The sequence below is a fragment of the Nocardioides antri genome, from assembly GCF_008373765.1.
GTDB classification, from domain to species: Bacteria; Actinomycetota; Actinomycetes; order Propionibacteriales; family Nocardioidaceae; genus Nocardioides; species Nocardioides antri.
In genome coordinates this window covers 21,800-40,815 of sequence record NZ_VUJW01000003.1, presented here as the reverse complement: position 1 = coordinate 40,815, position 19,016 = coordinate 21,800, and the positions used below count along the sequence as shown (strand labels likewise).

Genomic DNA, 19,016 nt, shown 5'->3' with positions numbered 1-19,016 from the left:
CCTTCCCCGGCAGGAGAGACACCTCGCATGGCCGACCCGACCGCGCCGTTCGCTCACCCGAGCGTCGCCGAGCGTGCTGCCCGGGTCCGGTTCCGGCGGGCGCTCGCCCTGATGGCGATGACGCTGGTCGTCCCGGGGTCGGCGCAGCTGGTGGCGGGCAACCGCCGGATCGGGCGGATCGCGCTCCGGGTCTGGCTGGGCGCCCTGCTGGTCGGCGCCACCGTCTCCGTCGTGATGCTCGTCGACCGCCGGATCGGCTTCCGGCTCGCGACCAACGCCGACCTGCTGCTGGTGCTCTGGCTCGCTCTCGTCGCCGGCGCGCTGGCCTGGGCGGCCCTGTTCGTCGACGCCTGGCGGATCGGCCGGCCGCTGAGCCTGCAGATCCAGCACCGCCGCGCGGTGGTCGGCGTCAACGGGCTGCTGTGCTTCTCGGTCGCCGGCACGCTCCTCTTCGGTGCCCACCTGGTCGGTGTCCACCGCGACTTCGTGATCGCCTTCTTCGGCGACGGCCAGGTCACCGACGCCCACGACGGCCGCTACAACGTGCTGCTCCTCGGCGGCGACTCCGGTGCGGGCCGCTGGGGCCTCCGTCCCGACTCGATCACCGTCGCGTCGGTGGACGCCGAGACCGGCCGCACCGTCCTGATCGGGCTGCCGCGCAACATGGCGGGCTTCCCCTTCGCGGAGGGCTCGGTCATGGCCGACGAGTTCCCGGACGGCTTCGACTGCGACGGGTGCTACCTCAACGGGGTCAGCACCTGGGCCGAGGACCACCCCGAGCTCTTCGGTGACTCCGAGGACCCGGGCATCGACGCCACCACGATGGCCGTCGAGGGCATCACCGGCCTCCAGATCAACTACTGGGCGATGGTCAACATGGCCGGCTTCAAGCAGCTCGTCGACGCCGTCGGCGGCGTCACCGTCGACGTCCGCCAGCCGATCCCGATCGGCGGCCTCGGGGACGACGTCACCGGCTACATCGACCCGGGCAAGCAGAAGCTCAACGGCTTCGAGGCGCTGTGGTTCGCGCGCGCTCGTGAAGGGTCCGACGACTACTCGCGGATGGCCCGCCAGAAGTGCGTCATGAACGCGATGCTCCAGCAGATCAGCCCGCAGACCGTGCTCACGAACTTCGAGGACCTCGCGAAGGCGTCCACCGAGATGTTCTCGACCAACCTCCCGCCCTCGGAGGCGAGCCGGTTCATCGACCTCGCACTCAAGGCCCGGGGCCAGAAGATGTCCACGCTGTCGCTGGTCCCGCCGCTCGTCAACACCGCCGACCCGGACATCGACCTGATCCACGACAAGGTCGCCGACGCCATCGACCGGGCCGAGGGCGACGGCGAGCCGCCGTCGAAGAAGCGCAAGAAGAACCCGGACGCGGTCACCGGCGGGTCGATCGGCTCCCTCAGCGAGGGCTACGCCGCCAACCAGGCCGACGACCTGGCCGCCGCCTGCTGACCCGCCTGCTGACGGTCACCACGCTGCGAGCGCGGCCACCACGGCGTCGTACGTCCCCCGGTCGGGTGCGCTGACCAGGCCACCGCCGAGGGACTGGGGACGGAACGGCCCGCCGTCGTTACTGCCGATCCAGCCGCCGGACTCCTGGACGAGCAGCGACCCCGCGAGGTGGTCCCAGGGCTTGCTGTGGTTGTAGACGAGCGCGCGGGCGTCGCCGGCGACCAGGTGGGGGTAGTCGACGCCGCAGCACGCCCAGGTGAGCTCGAGCGTGCCCAGGCCGGGCAGCTCGCGGCCGACCCACGCCCTCCGGGCGGTGCGGTACGGCGGCGCCGGGTCCTCGGGCGAGACCATCGTGAGCCGCTCGCCGTTGAGGAACGCTCCCGCGCCGCGCTCGGCGACGTACGCCGCGTCGTGCTGCGGCTGCCAGATCCAGCCGCGGACCACCTCGCCGGCCCGCACCTCGCCGATCATCACCGCGTGGTCGGGGGATCCGTTGACGAAGTTCTTCGTGCCGTCGACCGGGTCGACCGTGAACCCGTGATCGGCCGCGTTGAACCGGTCGAGCACGTCGGGGTCCAGGGCGTGCGCCTCCTCCCCGAGCACAACGGCCTCGGGGTAGGCGGCCGTCAGGGCCGCCGTGATCAGCACCTCGGACTCGTGGTCGGCGATGGTGACCAGGTCTCCCGGGTTCTTCTCGGAGACCTGGTGGTCCTGGAGGGCACGGAACCTCGGATTGATCACCTGCTCCGCGACGTCCTGCATCAGTCTGAGCACGGAGTCGGTGTCCACGCGGCCACGGTATCGGTGGTGGTGGCCGATCCCGCAGTCCGCGTCTCGTAGGGTTGCCGCCGTGCGGATCGCGGCGGTGGTGGTGACCTACAACCGCCTGCACCTCCTGCAACCGCTCGTCGCCCGCCTCCGGCAGGTCGCGCGCCTCGACACGGTCCTCGTCGTCGACAACGCCTCGACCGACGGCACGGGGGAGTGGCTGCAGGGCGCCGGCGTGGAGCACCGCACGCTCGACCGCAACCGCGGCGGCGCCGGCGGCTTCCACGTGGGCCTGCGCGCCGCGATCGAGGAGCACGACGCCGACCTGGTCTGGCTGATGGACGACGACGGGCTCCCCGACCCCGACTGCCTCGACCGCCTCCTGGCGGAGACCAGCCCTCCGACAGGCTCAGGACAGCGCCTCGACTTCTGGGGGCCGCTCGTCGTCGACGAGGGCGACCCCGACCGGCTGGTGTTCCCGATCCGGCTCCCCGGCGGCACCCGCGTCGTCCACGACGTCGCCTCCGCCCGGGCTGCTGCGACCGATGGCCGGCTCACCGGCATCGTCATCCCGTTCAACGGCGTGCTCGTCACCCGTGACCTCGTCGAGCGGATCGGCTACCCCCGGGCGGAGTTCTTCATCTGGGGCGACGACCACGAGTACCGCCTGCGCGCCGAGGCGGCCGGCGCCCGCATCGCGACCGTCGTCGACGCCGCGGTCCGGCACCCGTCCGTCGGCGACCTCGGCACGCCGATGATGTTCGGGCGCACGACGTACAACCACACGCCGAGCGACCTCAAGCACTACTGCATGGCCCGCAACAACACGCTCAACCTCCGGGTCTACCGCGGCTGGCCGCACGTGCTGCTCTTCTGGCTCAAGACCGTCTGGTTCTACCTGCTGACCAAGCCGCAGCCGGGGCGGATCGTGATGAGCGCACGGGCGGCGTACGCCGGTCTCCGTGGCGACTTCTCCGGCCACGAGAGGTACCTCCCATGACGGAGTCCGTGGCGATCGTCGTCGTGACCTACAACCGGGCCGAACTGCTGGAGGGGATGCTGGCGGGCCTGTCGCGCCTCGACCCGGCGCCCGACGCGGTCTTCGTCGTCGACAACGCCAGCACCGACCGGACGCCCGAGGTGATCGCGCAGGCGACCCTGCCGGGCCTGGTGCCGATCGTCTCCGACGAGAACCTCGGCGGCGCGGGCGGCTTCCGGCTGGGCGTGAAGACGGCCCACGACGCGGGCTACGACCGGATCTGGCTGATGGACGACGACGTCGTCCCGGCGCCGGACTGCCTCGGCGTGCTGCTGTCGTACGACGAGGACTGCCTGATGGCCGTGCGCGAGGACCCGCAGGGCAGGCTGGCGGAGTACGCCGCGACCAGGTTCGACCTCGACCACCCGTGGGTGATCAAGCCGAAGACCGGCAGCATCGTCACCAGCTACCCGGATCGCGCGGCGATGCCGGAGACCGTCGAGCTGGAGAACGTCGCCTTCGAGGGCTTCATGATCCGGCGCGGAGTGGTCGACGCCGTCGGCCTCCCGGACGCGAGCTTCTTCATCTTCTACGACGACTGCGACTACGCGATCCGCGCGCGTCGCGCCGGCTTCCGGATCCTCGCCGTGCGCGACGCCGTCCTCGTGCGGCAGCTCGACTTCGACCAGCAGCACGACCTGGCCGGCTGGAAGGGCTACTTCATGTACCGCAACCTGTTCGCGGTGCACTTCCGGTACGGCGGCAACGTCGCGGTCCGGCTCAAGCCGTGGCTGATCGCTCTCGTGGTGGTGCTGCTCAGTCCGCTGCGGGGTGGTCGGGCCGAGGCGCGGAACGTGACACGAGCTCTTCGGGATGCGCGGGGGATGACGAGTCCGCCGAGCCCGACCTGAGCCGGACCCGCCAGCCGTCCCGGTTGCCGGTCGCGATGCCGGCCACCCACACCGCGAACGCGCCCAGCGCCAGCCCGCCGACCACGTCGACCGCGTAGTGCCAGCCGAGGTAGACCGTCGCCACCACGGTCAGCCCCAGGAAGACCCACGCCGTCAGCTGGGCCCACCGGGGGATGCCGACGAGCCTCGCGATCAGGCAGATCGTCATCATGATGCCGACGTGGAGCGACGCGAACGCGGCGACCGTCTGCAGGGTGTCGGCGGCCCACGGATCGGCCATCACGGCGGTCCGGTCGGTCCACAGGCCCTCCTGCAGCGTGGTGTTGAACGTGTGCGGCAGGTCCGCGAACTGGCCCGGCTGGGCGTAGATCGGGCCGAGTGACGGCAGCAGCAGGTAGAGCAGCGCGCCGAGGCACCAGTCGACGGCGACCGCCGTGACGTACCAGGACCCGGCGCTGGTGTGGCGCGTCCACACCAGCGCGATCGCGATCGAGGTCGGGATGAGCACGATCCACACGACGTACACCGCTGACATCAGGTGCGCCATCAGGCCGGTCCCGAACCACGCATGCAGCACCGCAGCCGGGTCGTGCCCGACGAACAGGAACCGGTCGATGTCGGCCATCGTCGGGTCCCAGTCGGCGCCGTTGACGAACGGCGCCATGCTCTTGATGTTGCGGAACGTCGCGTACGTCAGGTACCACGCGATCACGCCGTTGATCGCGAACCACCAGTGCGACGCGGGCCACCGCTCCGCGACCACCTCGCGCCACAGCCCGCCGAGAGCCCGGGGCGACCACGCCGACCGCACGTGTGCGCGGTGGGCCATCCTCGGGAGGATGTCGACCAGGATCGTGCCGAACACGATCAGCGGCATCCGGATGTAGCTCGGCAGGATGTCGTCGTCCGGATCGCGGATGGGGAGGTCCTCGGCCAGGGCCAGAATGAGCATGACGGCGGCCATGGCCGCGCCGATCGCCCAGGCGAGCCAGAACTGGCGCGCTGCGTTGAGGGCGCCGGCGTACCGGTTGTTCACGGAGACAGGATAATTCGACAACGCCAGCGAATTCGGGACCCCCGGCGCCCGCGCTAGGATCGGCGATCGTGTCTACTCCTGATCTGCTCGTCGTCGGCTCCGGATTCTTCGGACTCACCATTGCTGAGCGCTGCGCCACAGAGCTCGACCTCAAGGTGCTGGTGCTGGAGCGGCGCTACCACCTCGGCGGCAACGCCTACAGCGAGTTCGAGCCCGAGACGGGCATCGAGGTGCACAAGTACGGCACCCACCTGTTCCACACCTCCAACGAGCGGGTGTGGGAGTACGTCAACCGGTTCACCAAGTTCACGAACTACCAGCACCGGGTGTTCGGCAAGTACCAGGGGCAGGTCTACTCCCTGCCGATGAACCTGGCGTTGATCAACACGTTCTTCGGCAAGAGCCACACCCCCGACGAGGCGCGTGCGCTCATCGCCGAGCAGGCCAGCGAGATCGACACCAAGGACGCCAAGAACCTCGAGGAGAAGGCGATCAGCCTGATCGGGCGCCCGCTCTACGAGGCGTTCATCAAGGGCTACACCGCCAAGCAGTGGCAGACCGACCCCAAGGAGCTGAGCGCGGACATCATCACGCGCCTCCCGGTCCGCTACAACTTCGACAACCGTTACTTCAACGACAAGTACGAGGGCCTCCCGGTCGACGGCTACACCGCGTGGCTGGAGCGGATGGCCGACCACCCGAACATCGAGGTCCGGCTCGAGACCGACTTCTTCGACGTCGCCGACGAGTTCAAGGGCAAGGTCCCGATCGTCTACACCGGCCCCGTCGACGAGTACTTCAACAACTCCGAGGGCCGCCTCTCCTGGCGCACCGTCGACCTCGAGGCCGAGGTCGTCGACGTCGACGACTACCAGGGCACCGGGGTCATCAACGCCAACGACGCGGACGTCCCCTACACCCGGGTCCTCGAGTTCAAGCACCTCCACCCCGAGCGCACCTACCTGCCCGGCAAGTCGGTCGTGGTCCACGAGTACAGCCGCTTCGCCGAGGAGGACGACGAGCCGTACTACCCGGTCAACACCGCCGAGGACCGCGAGAAGCTGCTGAAGTACCGCGACCTCGCCAAGAAGGAGCCGATGGTTCTCTTCGGCGGCCGCCTCGGCACCTACAAGTACCTCGACATGCACATGGCGATCGGCTCCGCCCTGTCGATGTACGACAACAAGATCAAGCCGCACTTCGCCGAGGGCGCCCCCTTCGCCAGCGGCGGCGTCGACCCCGACACCGACTGACGCACCAGCGCCGTACGGCGCTGCAGGTCCTAGTCGACGAAGGGGGCTTCGCCGGTGAGGGTGACGTCGCTGTAGATCATCGGGTGGTCGGAGATCCGGTTGACGAGCCCACCGTCCATGCGGACGTAGTTGGAGAACGTCACGCCGGGCGTCGAGCCGAAGATCCAGTCGATGCCGTGGTTGGAGGGCAGCCGGCACGGGGACCTGGTGCCGCCGTTGGCCGCCTGGGCGTTGGCGCCCGCGGTGACCCGGCAGAACGCCTCGGCCTTCTCGTTGAAGTCGCCCATCAGGAAGGTGGGGATCCCGAGCTCGTTGGGGCTCTCGGGCTCCTGGAGATCGTTCATCAGCGCGATCTCCTTGGCGGTCGCGACGTCGCGCCAGTGCTGGGCGGGGCCGCGGACGCTCGCCGGATTGTGGATGTTGATGAACCAGGCGAGGCGGCCGGTGTCCTGGTGCTTCAGGAGCACGTAGGGCATCGGCACAAGGTTGCCGTGGAAGTAGGGGATCGGGATCGTGTGCGCCTCGACGAGCGACCAGACGCCGTTGTTCCATGCGATCGAGTTGCGGACGCCCTTCTTGCCGATCTGCATGCCCGGGTAGACGCCCCAGCCGCCGCCGGTGATGTTGGTGAGCGTGTTGTGCTGCTCCTTCTCGTACTCCTGGAGCCCGATCACGCTGATGTCGTTGCCGCGGATCAGCTGCATCGCCCAGCCCATCCGCGAGATGCCGCCGGCCCAGCGGCAGCACTTGTTGCCACCGGGCTTGGTGTGCGAGAAGCCGAGGACGTTGAAGCTGGCGATCCGGAAGGAGGCGGGGTCAGCAGCCAGCCCGTCGGCGGCCAGCTGGACCTTGTTGCGCAGGTCGCGGGACCGCTTGTCGTCCTTCTTGTCGTCCTTCTTGCCCTTGTCCGGCTTCTTCTTCTTGTCGTCCTTCTTGTCCGGCGCCGGCGGCGTGCTGCTCGGGTCGGTCGCGGTGTCGGACGAGGACACGCTGGGGAGGTCGGGCCGGGTGACGTCGGTGGCGCCGGTCTGGTTGTCGGCCATGGCGAAGCGCGCCACCGCCAGCAGGGCGGCCACCAGCACGATGATGCCGAGGACGGGCAGCAGGCGTGCGCGACGCGGTTGTTCGTGCTTGCCCACTGCTTCCGGCTTCCCTCCCGTGACACCGCCGCTCGCGGTGTGGTGATCAACCTTACTCGACCCGGGAGGCTACGGTGGAGTTCCCTCGCAGTACGGCGCGCCCGGTCCCACGGACCCCATCAGTCCCAAAGTAAAGGGTTATCCTGCTCCGCGAACGGGGTTCCGCGAACCCGCACCTGCCGTCTAGCCCGGGGAGATCCGTGCGCCGCGTATCGCTGCTGCTCGCAACCGTTCTGTCGATCTCGGTCCTGCTCGTCCCCGCCTCGGCCATGGGACCCCGCGGCGGGGCCGTGTTCAACATGCCCAAGCCGTGGGGCGACAAGGCGGCCAACAACCGGATCGTGAAGAAGGTCGAGCACGCGATCCGCAACACCGTCCGCACGCGTCGGCACCCGCACCCGGTCATCCACGTCACGACGTACCTCCTCGACCGGAGCACGAGCGTGAACGCGTTGATCAAGGCCTGCCGGCGCGGCGTCCAGGTCCGGGTGATCCTCGACGAGGACATCGACAACTGGAACTCCCGGCGACTGATCACGGCGCTCAACGCCGACAACGTGCCCGACCGCAACCGTGACGGCCGGCCGGACCGGGACCCGCGCGCCGGCAAGTGCAACCGCCGGCTGCGGGCCGACAGCGGAGGTCTCCGAACGGTCCCTGGTGCAGACGCCGACGACACCGCGCTCGACGTGTTCACCACCCGCGAGGCGCTGCGCAGCGTGCAGGCGCCGCGGCGCGACTCGGTGACATGGGGGCGGGACGGGAGCTACGTCAAGGTCTGCAACGGCAGCTGCCGCGGCAAGGGCGGCAACATGCACAGCAAGTTCTACCTGTTCACCAACACCCGGAGCGCCCACCACATCGTGATGGTGAGCTCGTCGAACCTCAACCGCGGCGGCACCCAGCTCGGGTGGAACGACATGTACGTCGTCAAGGGCCGGAAGAAGCTCTACCGAGGTTTCAAGGCCGTGCACCGGCTGATGACCGACGACGTCCGGGCGCCGGCGAGCAAGGTCCAGGTGAGCGCGGGCCCGTTCGTCGCCCGGTTCTTCCCGATGCGCAACGCCAGCAGGCGCACCGACCCGACGATGCATGACCTGCGCAAGATCCGGTGCCGCAGCGCGTTCGGCAAGACCCGCATCAACATCTCGATGTTCTACTGGAAGGGCCGGCGCGGCGCCTACCTCCTCGACAAGGTCGAGCGCCTCGCTCGTCACGGCTGCAAGGTGCGGATCATCTACGGCGCCCCGTCGGTCGGGCTCGCGGAGCGCATGCGCAACCTCGCCCGCCGGGACGTGATCGACCTCTGGGACAGCCGTTGGGACTTCAACGACGACGGCTGGAACGAGGTCCGCACGCACGCCAAGTACATCCTGGTGAAGGGCACCGTCGGCTCGAGCCGGCGCGCCCACCGGGTGTGGACCGGGTCGCAGAACTGGGTCGCCGGCTCGCTCACCCGCAGTGACGAGACGACCCTCAACATCGGCCTGCGGTCGGCGTACGAGGCCTACCTCCGCAACTGGAAGACCATGAGGGACCACTCACGGCGTCTGCCCTACGACGTCTACGGCCGCTGAGTCCGAACCCGGAGCGGCGTGCGCCGGGTGCGGGCCCGGATACTAGAGTTCGCCCAGAAATGAGCATCTCCGGATCCCCTCAGCCCCAACGGGTCGTGCTGCACGTCGGCACTCCGAAGAGCGGTACGACGTTCCTCCAGCGCGCGCTCTGGCGGCATCGCGAGGAGCTCGACGCGCTGGGCGTCACGTGCGCCGGGAGGCGGCACGTCGAGATGTTCCACGCCGCGATCGAGCTGCGGGAGTCCCACGCGTTCTGGGGGAAGTCCCCGGAGGACATCGACGGAACCTGGCAGCGCCTGTGCGACGGCGCGCGCGCCTATCCGGGCACGACGATCATGAGCCACGAGCTGCTCGGCGCGGCCCGGCGCGAGCAGGTCGAGGTCGCGCTCGCCGCGCTCGAGGGGCTCGACGTGCACCTGGTCGTGACCGCGCGTGACCTCGCCCGCCAGGTGGCCTCCGACTGGCAGGAGCGGGTCAAGAACGGCAACGTGGTGACGTTCCGGGAGTTCTGCGCGAACGTCGGCCTGGAGCGGCACAACGGCTTCTGGCGCAACCAGCACCTGGTCGGGGTCCTGGACCGCTGGGGTCGCGACCTGCCGCCCGAGAACGTCCACGTCGTCGTCGGCCCGCCGCCGGGCGCAGCGCCCGACCTGCTGTGGCGTCGGTTCGGGGACGCGGCCGGCTTCGACGCCTCGGCGTTGGACCCGACGACCGTGGAGACCACCGCCAACCAGACGCTGGGGGCAGTGCAGGTCGCCGTCCTGCGCCGGCTCAACGAGACGCTCGACGGCCGCATCCCGCAGCCCGCCTACAGCAAGGTGGTCAAGCGGCTGTTCGCGCAGACCATCCTGGCCGGCCAGTCGTCCCCTCCCGCGCAGTGCCCGCCGGAGCTGATCGAGCAGCTCGCGGCCGTCGCCACCCGGCAGAACGGTCGGATCACCCGCCGCGGCTACCAGGTGCACGGGGATCTCGCCGAGCTGGTGCCGGTCGCCGGGGCCGGGCCGTGGACCGATCCCGACGCCGTCGACCCCGAGGCCGAGACCGCTTCCGCGGTCGCCGCGATCGCGGAGCTCCTCATCGAGCGGGTCGCGCCCGAGCCGGACCCCGACCCCGGCCTGGTGCCGACGGCGCGCCGGGTCGGTGGCCGGCTCCGTCGTCGGCTTTCCGGTCAGCGCGGCTGAGCGGGGGCGGTCTTCGTTATGGTGCGCGGCATGCGGTCCCGGGTCTTCCTCCACGTCGGCAGCCCGAAGACCGGGACCACCTTCCTCCAGGACGTCCTCTGGGCGCAGCGGTCGACTGCCGAGGAGGAGGGCCTCCTGCTGCCGGGGAAGTGGTTCAACGACCACTTCCTGGCCACCCTCGACGTCCGCGGCCTCGCCGAGGAGGCGCACTACCCGCCCCAGGCGCAGGGGATGTGGGAGCGGCTCGTCGCCGAGGCGAGCGCGTGGGACGGCAGCGCGCTGATCTCCCACGAGCTGTTCGCGGGCGCCGACGCCGAGCAGGCGCGGCGGGCCATGGAGGCGTTCGGTGAGGGCGTCGAGGTCCACGTCGTCGTCACGGCCCGCGATTTGGTCCGCCAGATCGCCGCCGAGTGGCAGGAGCACGTCAAGCACCGGTCGGCCGCCACCTTCGGCGACTTCGTGCGCGGGGTGCGGGACGACCACGCCCACACCAGCTGGTTCTGGCAGGTGCAGGACTACGCCTCGGTCCTCGAGCGGTGGGGGGCCACCCTGCCGCGCGAGCACGTGCACGTCGTCACCGTGCCGCCGTCGGGCTCGGACCCGACGATCCTCTGGGACCGCTTCGCGCAGCTCCTCGGCGTCGACCCGGCCGCCTTCGACACCGAGCTGGAGCGCTCGAACTCCTCGCTCGGCGCGGAGCAGGCCGAGCTGCTGCGCCGGGTCAACATCGAGCTGGGCGACCGGCTGCCGCTGCCGGGGCCCTACCCGCTCGTCGTCAAGAACGTCCTGGCGCACCGCGTCCTCGAGCCCCGTCCGGGCACCCGGCTGACGCTCGGTGCCGCCGACCAGGAGTTCGCCGCCGACGCCTCCCGGGCGGTCGCCGATCGGCTGGACGCCCTCGGTGTCGACGTCGTCGGGGACCTCGCCGACCTGGTGCCGACTGCCGGGGGAGCGGCGCACGAGCCGGGCGACGAGGGCTACGCCCTGCCGTCGGACGCGACGCTGCTCGCCGAGAGCGTGGCGACGATCGCGGACCTGCTGGTCGTCCTCAACGAGCGACGTGCCGCCCAGCAGCGGGCCGACGACGTCGTCACCACGGCCCGCGAGAAGCCGGTGCGGTTCGCCCTCGTGCAGGCCAGCGAGAACCGCCCGGCGCTCCGCCGCATGCGGGGCGCCTATCGCGCCCTCAAGGCCCGCCGGCAGGCCTGAGCCACCCCGGCTCCGGGCCGCTCGCCGCCCCCGCGGCAGCGCTCCGATCGACGGTCGCGCCCTGGCCCGATCGGGTCACCGGCGTACACCTAAGGGACCTCTGTGACGTCAGAGGGCTTGCGTGATCGAAGTAACTGGTGTGAAACTCACATGCTGACACGTACCGCGCCGCCGATCCGGTAGCGACACGCCGATCGATTGGAAATCTCCCGTGTGGAATCCCCGCCGCCTCCCGTTCGCACGACTCGGGGTGCTCGCGCTCGTCGCGACGCTGGCCCTGGCGCCGAGCACGACGGCCGACGCGCAGCCGTCGCAGAGCGCCACCGCAGCGGCCGAGCCCGCTTCGAGCGTGGTGCGCATCGCGACGTTCAACACGGCGGCGTTGTCGTCGACGCGCGAGGCCTTCCGTGACGTGAAGGACCTGCTGGCCCAGGGACCGGACATCGTGGCGCTCCAGGAGATGTCGAGCTGGGAGCGGCGGGAGCGGGTCCGCAAGCGGCTGCTCGACTGTGAGGGCTGCGCGTGGGACGGATGGATCCCGGTCCCGGCTGTTCCCGGCGGCCAGCCCATCCTGTGGCGCTCCGACAAGTTCACGTTCCTCGGCCGCGACTGGATCCAGGTCGCGCCGGAGACCTTCGTGGGTGACCGCGGGGCGGGCCCGTCGACCATCAACGCGAAGTACGTCGTCCGGCTCCGGCTCCTCGACAAGGCGACGGGCCGGACGATCTGGATCCTCAACAACCACTTCGTGCCGACCGTCCAGGAGTCCGACGGCAGCCGCAACGACAACCACCGCCGCACCCAGCTCTACGCGCGGCACATGGCGGGACTGCAGGAGATCATCGACCGCATCCGCACCGAGGAGGGCGGCGGCCTGGTGTTCGTCACCGGCGACTTCAACGTCAACTACCGCAAGGACAAGATCGCCCAGGACCCGATCTTCCCCTACGCCGCGCTCGGCACCCGGGGCATCCGGTCCAGCTTCTACAAGCTCGGTGAGCCGGGGACCGGGACCCACGTGCTCGACAACGGCTTCGACAAGCGGCTGATCGACTACGTGCACTACAAGCCGACCCGCCGCGTCATCGGGATGGGGCAGCGGATCGTCCGCGGGATGAACTCCGACCACCGCCCGCTGATCGTCGACTTCAAGGTGACCACCCCGGGCTGCTGGGTGCGCGGCGAGCTCATCTGCTGACACCGAGGGCGTTCCGCTCGGCGCTCGTCGCCCCTGCTAGGTTGGCCGACGTGTCGCAGGGGAGCGAGAACGACAAGAAGACCGTCCACCTGGTGTCGACGGCAGGCCATCCGAACTTCGGTGACGAGTTCATCGCCGCGGCCTGGCTGAGGTTCCTGGCCGACCGTCAGCCGGACACCGAGGTGGTCCTGGACTCTCCCGATCCGGGGCTGTCGGCGTACCTCTTCGAGGGGCTGCACCCGCGGGTGAAGTTCACCAACCTGCTGTGGCGGGTCAGCTGGGCGACGATGGACACCGACCCCGACGAGGGCGACAAGATCGTCGACGGGCTGGTCCGCGACCTCGGCACGCCGGCCTTCGACCTCGGGCTGCTCGAGGCGCGTCGGGCGACGACCGTGCACATGGTCGGAGGCGGCCACATCACCGCCAACTGGCTGCACCACGGCCGGCTGGTGCGCGCGGCGCGGCGGCTCGCCGAGGTCAGCGACGCCCGGTTCGTCGCCACCGGGCTCGGCCTGATGCCGCCGATCGACCCCGACCGGATCCGCGACGACCTCGCCGCCTGCGACCACGCCACGGTGCGCGACAGCGCCAGCGCCGAGATGTCGGGGGTCGAGCTCGGCGTCAACGACGCGTTCCTCGCCCTCCCGGCCCTTCGTGGCTTCGGCGCGCGCCCCGACCCGACCGGCAAGCCCGGCGACGTGTGGATCAGCATCCAGTGCGACCTCGCCGAGCCGGAGGTCTTCGAGGCCACCGTCGCGGCGGTGCGGGCGCTCATCGAGAGCGGGCGCTTCGAAGGTCGCACCCTCCGGTACGTCGAGGCGATCCCCGGTCGCGAGCGTGACCGCCGCGCCTTCGACCTGCTCGCGGACCTGATCCCCGAGGAGAACTTCATGTCCTTCGTGCGGCTCTGGCACGAAGGCTTCCCGGGCCAGCCGCTGCAGACCTGGATCACGACGCGGTACCACTTCCACCAGCTCGCGGCTGCCGTGGGCGCGGACGGCATCGCGATCGAGATCGACGACGACTACTACCGCACCAAGCACCAGTCGCTCGCCGAGCTCGGCACCGGCTTCGCGATCGCGCCGGTCGGGTTCGAGAAGCTGCCGGAGCCGGCCAGCAACCCGGACTACCGGCTCAAGGCCGGGCGCCTCCACAAGGCCAAGCTCGAGGAGGCCGAGGCGCTCTACCCGCGCGTGCGCCCGCCGCAGCCGGCACCGGTCAGCGAGCCGGTCGCCCCGGCCGCGCCGTCCCGGCCGAAGGGCCTCTTCGGCCGCCGCTGACGGCGAGCCGCGGGTCGACCCTCAGTCGGCCCAGGTGGCGACGATCCGGCAGACGTGCGGGTCCTCCGTGCGGAACGGCGCCAGACCGGTGCCGGCCTCCTCGTGGATCACCCGGCCGCCGTTCGCCTCGATCTCGGCCTTCACCAGCGCCGGGTCGAGGTACCGACGGAAGTGCTTGCCGAAGACGTGCTGGTTCCGGGCGTCGCGCTCGGTGCGGAACTCCACGAACAGCCGACCGCCGCTGCGCAGGCCCATCGAGGCCATCCGCCAGAAGTTCGCCCGGCCGCGGTCCTCGACGGCGTGCAGGAAGAACCGTGCGTAGAGGTCGATCGGCCGGTCCTGACGGCTCAGGCGCGCTCCCATCGCGAGTGCGGCCCGGGCGTCGTAGAAGTTGAGCGGCTCGAAGTGGGCGTTCGGCGCCCGCCGCGCCGCCCACCGGTTCGCCCGCAGGACGGAGCCGAGGCTGTAGTCGACGCCGAGGACGTCGCGCCCCTGCCGCGCGAAGAAGCGGGAGTCCCGGCCGCCGCCGCACCCCACGTCCACGAGCAGCGCGTCCGAGGGGAACTCGCTGCTGACCCAGCGTGCGAACGGCGTCGGCTTCTTCAGGAGCCGCTTGCCGTGGGACGCGTTGAACGCGTCCCAGCGCTTGCGGTGGGTGATCAGGCCGCCGAAGAACCCGCTGAACCGGCGCTTGAGCCAGGTCGGGCTGTCGTACTGGAACGCGGGGTCGGGCACCTCCCAGCTCGGGCCGTACGCCGCCTCGAGGATCGCCGCCGGGTTGGCCGGTGCGGCCATGGGATAGCCGCACAGCTCGACGTGGGAGACCGGCAGGACCTGGTCGCGGGCCAGCGTGCAGCCGATGTCGACCGCGGTGTGGAACGTGTCGCCGATCCAGAAGGCGGTGAAGATGTCGACGTGGCGGGTGGACCCGTCGGCCATCACGACCCGGACGTTCAGACGGGCGCCGGAGCCGCGCCGCACCAGCCAACCCTGCTCGGTCAGGATCCGCTGGATCCGGAAGCTCTCGCGCACGATGTCGACGGGGTGCTCGGAGGACGCGACGTAGGCGAGGTCGACGTCGTTGTCGTAGCCGATCAGCCGGCCGTTGCGCACGGCGCCGAGCAGCGTGCCGTAGGCGATGTAGGCCGGCACCCCGCACTTGTCCTGCAGAACGTCGAGCAGCTCGGAGACGCGCTGCATGAGCTCGTCGACCTGCTCCGACCCCTCGCTCTCGAGCGGGACGATCATCCGGCCCCACTTGTCGAGGATCAGCGGTCGGCCGTCCTTGTTGCGGACCGAGATCGGGTCGGTGCCGGTACCCAGGGTGACCGAGGTCGACCCGAGGGCGTCGCCGGTGACGTGGTCACGCAGCTCGATCTTGGCGGTGCCGTCGAGGTAGGACTTCAGCGCTTTCGGCCAGCTGCTGACGTACCCCGCCGGGCGCTCCCGCATGTCGCGCGAGGGCTGCAGCGACCACACGTGCAGGCCGTTGATGACGATGTCGTAGGTGCGGTCCGCGACGAGCTCGCCGCGGAACGTGATGCCGCGGTCGGTGGCCGACAGCTCGGCAGCAGGGGCGGTCTCTGACATGGGGTCAGGAGCCCCCGCCGGTCAGGGCGCGGCGCAGGCGGCGGCGTACGCGCGGCCCCACCCGCTTCGCCGCGCGCCGCCGCTTGCGCTCGCGCGGCAGGCTGAGCGAGCGCACGTCGGTCAGCATCCGCTCGATCGCGACCAGGGCGGCCTCCAGCACCTCGCCGTCGGTGACGTCCGACGGGTGCCGCAGGTCCGGGTTGTGCGGCGCGGGGAGCAGCTCGTCGAGGTCCCCGACGACGTCGTAGCCGGCCGTCCGGACGGCGTCGATCGCGGCGCGGCCGCGCTCGGCCAGCACCTCGGCCTGCTCCGGCCGGAGCGTGAACCGATCGCCGCCCTGCGCCAGCAGCACCTCGTGCGCGAAGTAGCCGCGCAGCCAGCGGTGCCGCTCGGGCGCCTCGTCGAGCGGGGTGGTCAGGTGCGCCTTCAGGCGCCGCAGCAGCTCGGCCTGGACGACGCCGAGCGACTGGTTGCTGAACGCGGCGGTGAGGTCGAGCGAATCGGGGTCGACCTGCACCACCGAGCAGAACCGGCGCAGCAGCAGGTCGCGCGGCGCGCCGGCCTGGGGGACCGTCACCACGTGGACCTGCTCGGGCGGAAGGGTGGAGCCCCAGCGCTCCAGCGTCCCGACGATGTCGTGGGCGTTCCAGCCCCACGGGCGCGGAAGCCGGTTGCGGTCGGCGCGACGCAGGAAGTCGTCGAGCGGGAGGTCGAGCCCCATCTTCAGCGACTCCTGCCAGTCCGCGGCGAACTGGCGCACGTAGTCGCGGGCGGTCAGGACGATGTGGACCTCGGCCGGCGCCAGCCGCTCGAGCGCGGCCTGCGCCTGCTCCTCGGTCGCCATCCCGAAGAACTCGTGGCTGATGATCCCGACGCCGGGCCACGCCGCCAGCTCGTCGGCCAGCCGGTCCCACGCCTCGAGCCGGTCCTGGCGGCGCGGGTGCTTCGTGGCCTCGCGGACGACCTGGGACGCGTGCAGGTGGTCGCGCGCGGAGGAGCCGGGGTAGAGGACTCCCTGCTCCTTGAGGAGCTGGCGGTTGTGGCGCATCACCCCCTGCAGGAAGGTGGTGCCGGTCTTGGGTGCGCCGACGTGGAAGTAGACGTGCGTTGCCATGGGGTCCCTGGTGTCACTCTCTCGCAAGTACGTCGGTGCGTGCCGCTCGTCGCCGCCGGGTCACAGGGCTCACAGGGACGCGGAGTAGCGCTTCAGGCGCTCCTCCAGCAGCTCCTGGTCCTGCTGGGCCATCGGGACGAGCAGCTCCTGGACGATGTCGGTCAGCTCCGCCAGCCGCATGTTCAGCCGCCGGCTCTCCTGCAGCTCGGTCTCGACCTCGGTGAGGCGCTGCTCGAGGGCCCCGCCACCGCGTCGGAGCGACCGGCCGCGACGGCCCGGCCGGGACGACGACCCGAGCGCGTCCTCGACGGCCGCCAGGCGGTCCTCGATGGCGCTCAGCCGGTCCTCGAGGTCACCCTGCCCAGGATCGTCGGATCGCTTGCTCACTGCTACCTCGCTCATCGTGTCTCGGCGGCTGCACCCGACACGCGGGAAACCAGCGCCAGACTATAACGGCCGCAGGTGTGGCCGGCGGAGCGTGGTCGTGGGTCGGTGTTTGGGTTACCGGTCGGCCGCGTGGAAGGATCCGATCTCGTGCCAAGAACCGTGCTCACCTTCGGAACCTTCGACGTCTTCCACGTCGGACACCTCAACGTGATCGACCGCGCCGCGGCGCTGGGCGACCGACTCGTGGTGGGGGTTTCGTCCGACGCGCTGAACGAGCGCAAGAAGGGCCGGGCCCCGGTCTTCCCCGAGCACGAGCGGATGGCGATCGTGCGTGCGCTCGCGGCCGTCGACGAGGTCTTCCTCGAGGAGTCGCTCGAGAGCAAGCGGGAGTACCTCACGGCCTTCGACGCCGACGTCCTCGTGATGGGCGACGACTGGGAGGGCAAGTTCGACGAGTTCCGCGACATCTGCGAGGTCGTCTACCTGCCCCGGACCCCCGCCATCTCCACCACCGCGGTCATCGAGCGGATCTCGACGCGCTAGTCCGGGCTGCCGCCAGCTCGGCGCCGAGCGGCATCGCCCGCCGCACCAGTCCGATGATCTCCGTCAGCGCGAGCCGGATCTCGGGCGTGCGGTCCTTCAGCTGACGCTCCAGCAGTGCGTTGCGGTCGAGGCCCGCGTCCTCGGGGTCGTCGTCGGACCCGTGGTCCTCGTCGGAGCCCTGGTCGTCGGTGTCGTCCGTGTCGTGGGACGTGTCGGGGGAATGGTCGCCGCGGCCTTCGGCCGACGCGGCGTCGTACCCCTGCTCCTCGCGCAGCTGCGCGACCTTCTCCTCGAGCGACGCGATGGCCTCCTCGAGGCCCTTGCGCGCCCACGCCGCCGCGAACAGCAGCTCCTCGTCGGTCGGGGCCTCGAGCTCAGCCGGGACGTCCTTGCCGGCCCGGCCGACCGGGAGGTCGTCGAGGTCGCCGACGAGGTCGACGCCGCTGGTCGTGATCGCCGTGCGCAACCGCCCGTTCCACCGTGCCGAGAGGTTCTGGCCGGGACGGTTGAGGGTGACCTTCCGCTCCTGCGACGCACGCTCGCCGAGGATGTCGCGGGCGAGCAGCGACTTCATCGTGCGGAGGTAGTCCGTGCGGTTCACCGGGCCGAGCTCGATGTTGAGCAGCCGCATCAGCTCGCTGGACGGCAGCCCCAGGGACGGGTTGCTCTCGACCGACCGCTCGCGACAGCGTCCGGCGTTGATGCCGATGACCCCGGCGAACCGCTTCCACAGCAGGTCCGGGTCGGGGCTGCTCAGCGGCACCGTGACCACGTGGAACCGCTCGGCGCCGACCAGCGGCACCCAGGTGTCGACCATCCGGGGCACCCCCATGGCCCGGTCGATCATCCGCTCCGGCCGGCTGGACGGCTGACCGTCCTTCTCCACGACCTGCCGGAGTCCCCAGATCAGGCGCCGGAGGGGCACCTCAGCGCCGTTGCGGCAGTTGGTCTGCCACTGCGACCGCAGCACCGCCGCGGTGTCGCGCACCGTCAGGATGACGTGCACCTCGGCGTCGCCGAGAGACGCGATGATGCGCTCGGCGGCCTCGGGCTTGGCCCAGCAGAGGAACTCCATCGACAGCACCGTCGCCTTGCCGCGGTGCGCGAGCATCTCCTCGGCCAGCCGGTCCCACCGGCCGCCGGCTGCGGCGGCCAGGTCGGTCTTCTTGGCCGTGTTCAGCGCGTCGTGGGTGGCGAGCACGACGTCCCGCCAGCTCTCGCCCGGCAGGAGGTACCCGTCGCGGCTGAGGACGTCCGCGTTGGCCGCCATCAGCCGCTGGAGGTACGTCGTACCGGTGCTGGGGCCGCCGATGTGGAGGTAGATGGGTGCGGGCCTGTCGCGGCGGTCGCGGTCCAGCCATCGCAGGGCCATGCGGCGGAGATTAGC

General features: G+C 70.7%; 17 protein-coding genes. 10 read left to right on the top strand and 7 right to left on the bottom strand.

The window, feature by feature from the left end; all coding sequences use genetic code 11:
• The first annotated feature begins 27 nt into the window (after positions 1–27).
• Positions 28–1,461, top strand: a complete 1,434-nt coding sequence (locus F0U47_RS06350) for an LCP family protein (RefSeq protein ID WP_149749501.1) — start codon at positions 28–30, stop codon at positions 1,459–1,461.
• A gap of 15 nt (positions 1,462–1,476) precedes the next feature.
• Here F0U47_RS06350 and F0U47_RS06345 read toward each other — a convergent pair whose 3' ends face one another.
• Positions 1,477–2,250: an inositol monophosphatase family protein gene (locus tag F0U47_RS06345; RefSeq protein WP_246159491.1), complete on the bottom strand. Its 774-nt coding sequence runs from the start codon at positions 2,248–2,250 to the stop codon at positions 1,477–1,479.
• Between the two features lie 61 nt (positions 2,251–2,311).
• On the opposite strand from F0U47_RS06345, the gene F0U47_RS06340 reads away from it, so the two are divergent.
• Together F0U47_RS06340 and F0U47_RS06335 are read left to right on the top strand one after the other, a co-directional pair.
• Positions 2,312–3,229: a glycosyltransferase family 2 protein gene (locus tag F0U47_RS06340; protein WP_246159490.1), complete on the top strand. Its 918-nt coding sequence runs from the start codon at positions 2,312–2,314 to the stop codon at positions 3,227–3,229.
• The gene (locus tag F0U47_RS06335) at positions 3,226–4,119 is read left to right on the top strand and encodes a glycosyltransferase family 2 protein (protein WP_149749500.1); all 894 of its coding nucleotides are present in this window, start codon (positions 3,226–3,228) and stop codon (positions 4,117–4,119) included. The genes F0U47_RS06340 and F0U47_RS06335 overlap by 4 nt, the downstream gene beginning before the upstream one ends.
• Here the strand turns inward: F0U47_RS06335 and F0U47_RS06330 are convergent.
• Positions 4,025–5,155: a phosphatase PAP2 family protein gene (locus tag F0U47_RS06330; protein ID WP_149749499.1), complete on the bottom strand. Its 1,131-nt coding sequence runs from the start codon at positions 5,153–5,155 to the stop codon at positions 4,025–4,027. The two genes, F0U47_RS06335 and F0U47_RS06330, sit on opposite strands and share 95 nt — an antisense overlap.
• Before the next feature lie 68 nt (positions 5,156–5,223).
• On the opposite strand from F0U47_RS06330, the gene glf reads away from it, so the two are divergent.
• Positions 5,224–6,408 carry a UDP-galactopyranose mutase gene (glf, locus tag F0U47_RS06325; protein WP_223162678.1) on the top strand — a complete coding sequence of 395 codons (1,185 nt, stop codon included), beginning with the start codon at positions 5,224–5,226 and terminating at the stop codon, positions 6,406–6,408.
• Positions 6,409–6,437: 29 nt separating this feature from the next.
• Here glf and F0U47_RS06320 read toward each other — a convergent pair whose 3' ends face one another.
• Positions 6,438–7,547: an endonuclease/exonuclease/phosphatase family protein gene (locus F0U47_RS06320; RefSeq protein WP_149749497.1), complete on the bottom strand. Its 1,110-nt coding sequence runs from the start codon at positions 7,545–7,547 to the stop codon at positions 6,438–6,440.
• Positions 7,548–7,747: 200 nt separating this feature from the next.
• Here F0U47_RS06320 and F0U47_RS06315 point away from each other — a divergent pair, with 200 nt between their 5' ends.
• The 5 genes from F0U47_RS06315 (at position 7,748) to F0U47_RS06295 (ending at position 13,995) form a co-directional block, all read left to right on the top strand.
• On the top strand, positions 7,748–9,124 hold the full coding sequence (locus F0U47_RS06315) for a phospholipase D-like domain-containing protein (protein WP_149749496.1): 1,377 nt from the start codon (positions 7,748–7,750) through the stop codon (positions 9,122–9,124).
• A 59-nt stretch (positions 9,125–9,183) separates the two neighbouring features.
• Positions 9,184–10,305, top strand: a complete 1,122-nt coding sequence (locus F0U47_RS06310; RefSeq protein WP_149749495.1) for a hypothetical protein — start codon at positions 9,184–9,186, stop codon at positions 10,303–10,305.
• A gap of 30 nt (positions 10,306–10,335) precedes the next feature.
• On the top strand, positions 10,336–11,514 hold the full coding sequence (locus tag F0U47_RS06305; RefSeq protein WP_149749494.1) for a hypothetical protein: 1,179 nt from the start codon (positions 10,336–10,338) through the stop codon (positions 11,512–11,514).
• Positions 11,515–11,725: 211 nt separating this feature from the next.
• Entirely contained in the window at positions 11,726–12,712 is a 987-nt protein-coding gene (locus F0U47_RS06300; protein ID WP_188111201.1) for an endonuclease/exonuclease/phosphatase family protein, read from the top strand.
• Positions 12,713–12,762: 50 nt separating this feature from the next.
• A complete protein-coding gene (locus F0U47_RS06295) occupies positions 12,763–13,995 on the top strand; it encodes a polysaccharide pyruvyl transferase family protein (protein WP_188111200.1) in 1,233 nt (410 codons plus the stop codon).
• Between the two features lie 21 nt (positions 13,996–14,016).
• On the opposite strand, the gene F0U47_RS06290 is transcribed toward F0U47_RS06295, so the two are convergent.
• The 3 genes from F0U47_RS06290 to F0U47_RS06280 all read right to left on the bottom strand — a co-directional run bounded on the left by F0U47_RS06290 (position 14,017) and on the right by F0U47_RS06280 (position 17,086).
• Entirely contained in the window at positions 14,017–15,585 is a 1,569-nt protein-coding gene (locus F0U47_RS06290) for a class I SAM-dependent methyltransferase (RefSeq protein WP_149749491.1), read from the bottom strand.
• 4 nt (positions 15,586–15,589) lie between these two features.
• Positions 15,590–16,699, bottom strand: a complete 1,110-nt coding sequence (locus F0U47_RS06285; RefSeq protein ID WP_149749490.1) for a hypothetical protein — start codon at positions 16,697–16,699, stop codon at positions 15,590–15,592.
• A gap of 69 nt (positions 16,700–16,768) precedes the next feature.
• The gene (locus F0U47_RS06280) at positions 16,769–17,086 is read right to left on the bottom strand and encodes a DUF6752 domain-containing protein (protein ID WP_149749489.1); all 318 of its coding nucleotides are present in this window, start codon (positions 17,084–17,086) and stop codon (positions 16,769–16,771) included.
• A gap of 147 nt (positions 17,087–17,233) precedes the next feature.
• On the opposite strand from F0U47_RS06280, the gene F0U47_RS06275 reads away from it, so the two are divergent.
• On the top strand, positions 17,234–17,629 hold the full coding sequence (locus F0U47_RS06275) for an FAD synthase family protein (RefSeq protein ID WP_149749488.1): 396 nt from the start codon (positions 17,234–17,236) through the stop codon (positions 17,627–17,629).
• Here F0U47_RS06275 and F0U47_RS06270 read toward each other — a convergent pair.
• Positions 17,604–19,001, bottom strand: a complete 1,398-nt coding sequence (locus tag F0U47_RS06270) for a hypothetical protein (protein WP_149749487.1) — start codon at positions 18,999–19,001, stop codon at positions 17,604–17,606. The genes F0U47_RS06275 and F0U47_RS06270 overlap by 26 nt on opposite strands.
• Between the last annotated feature and the right edge of the window lie 15 nt (positions 19,002–19,016).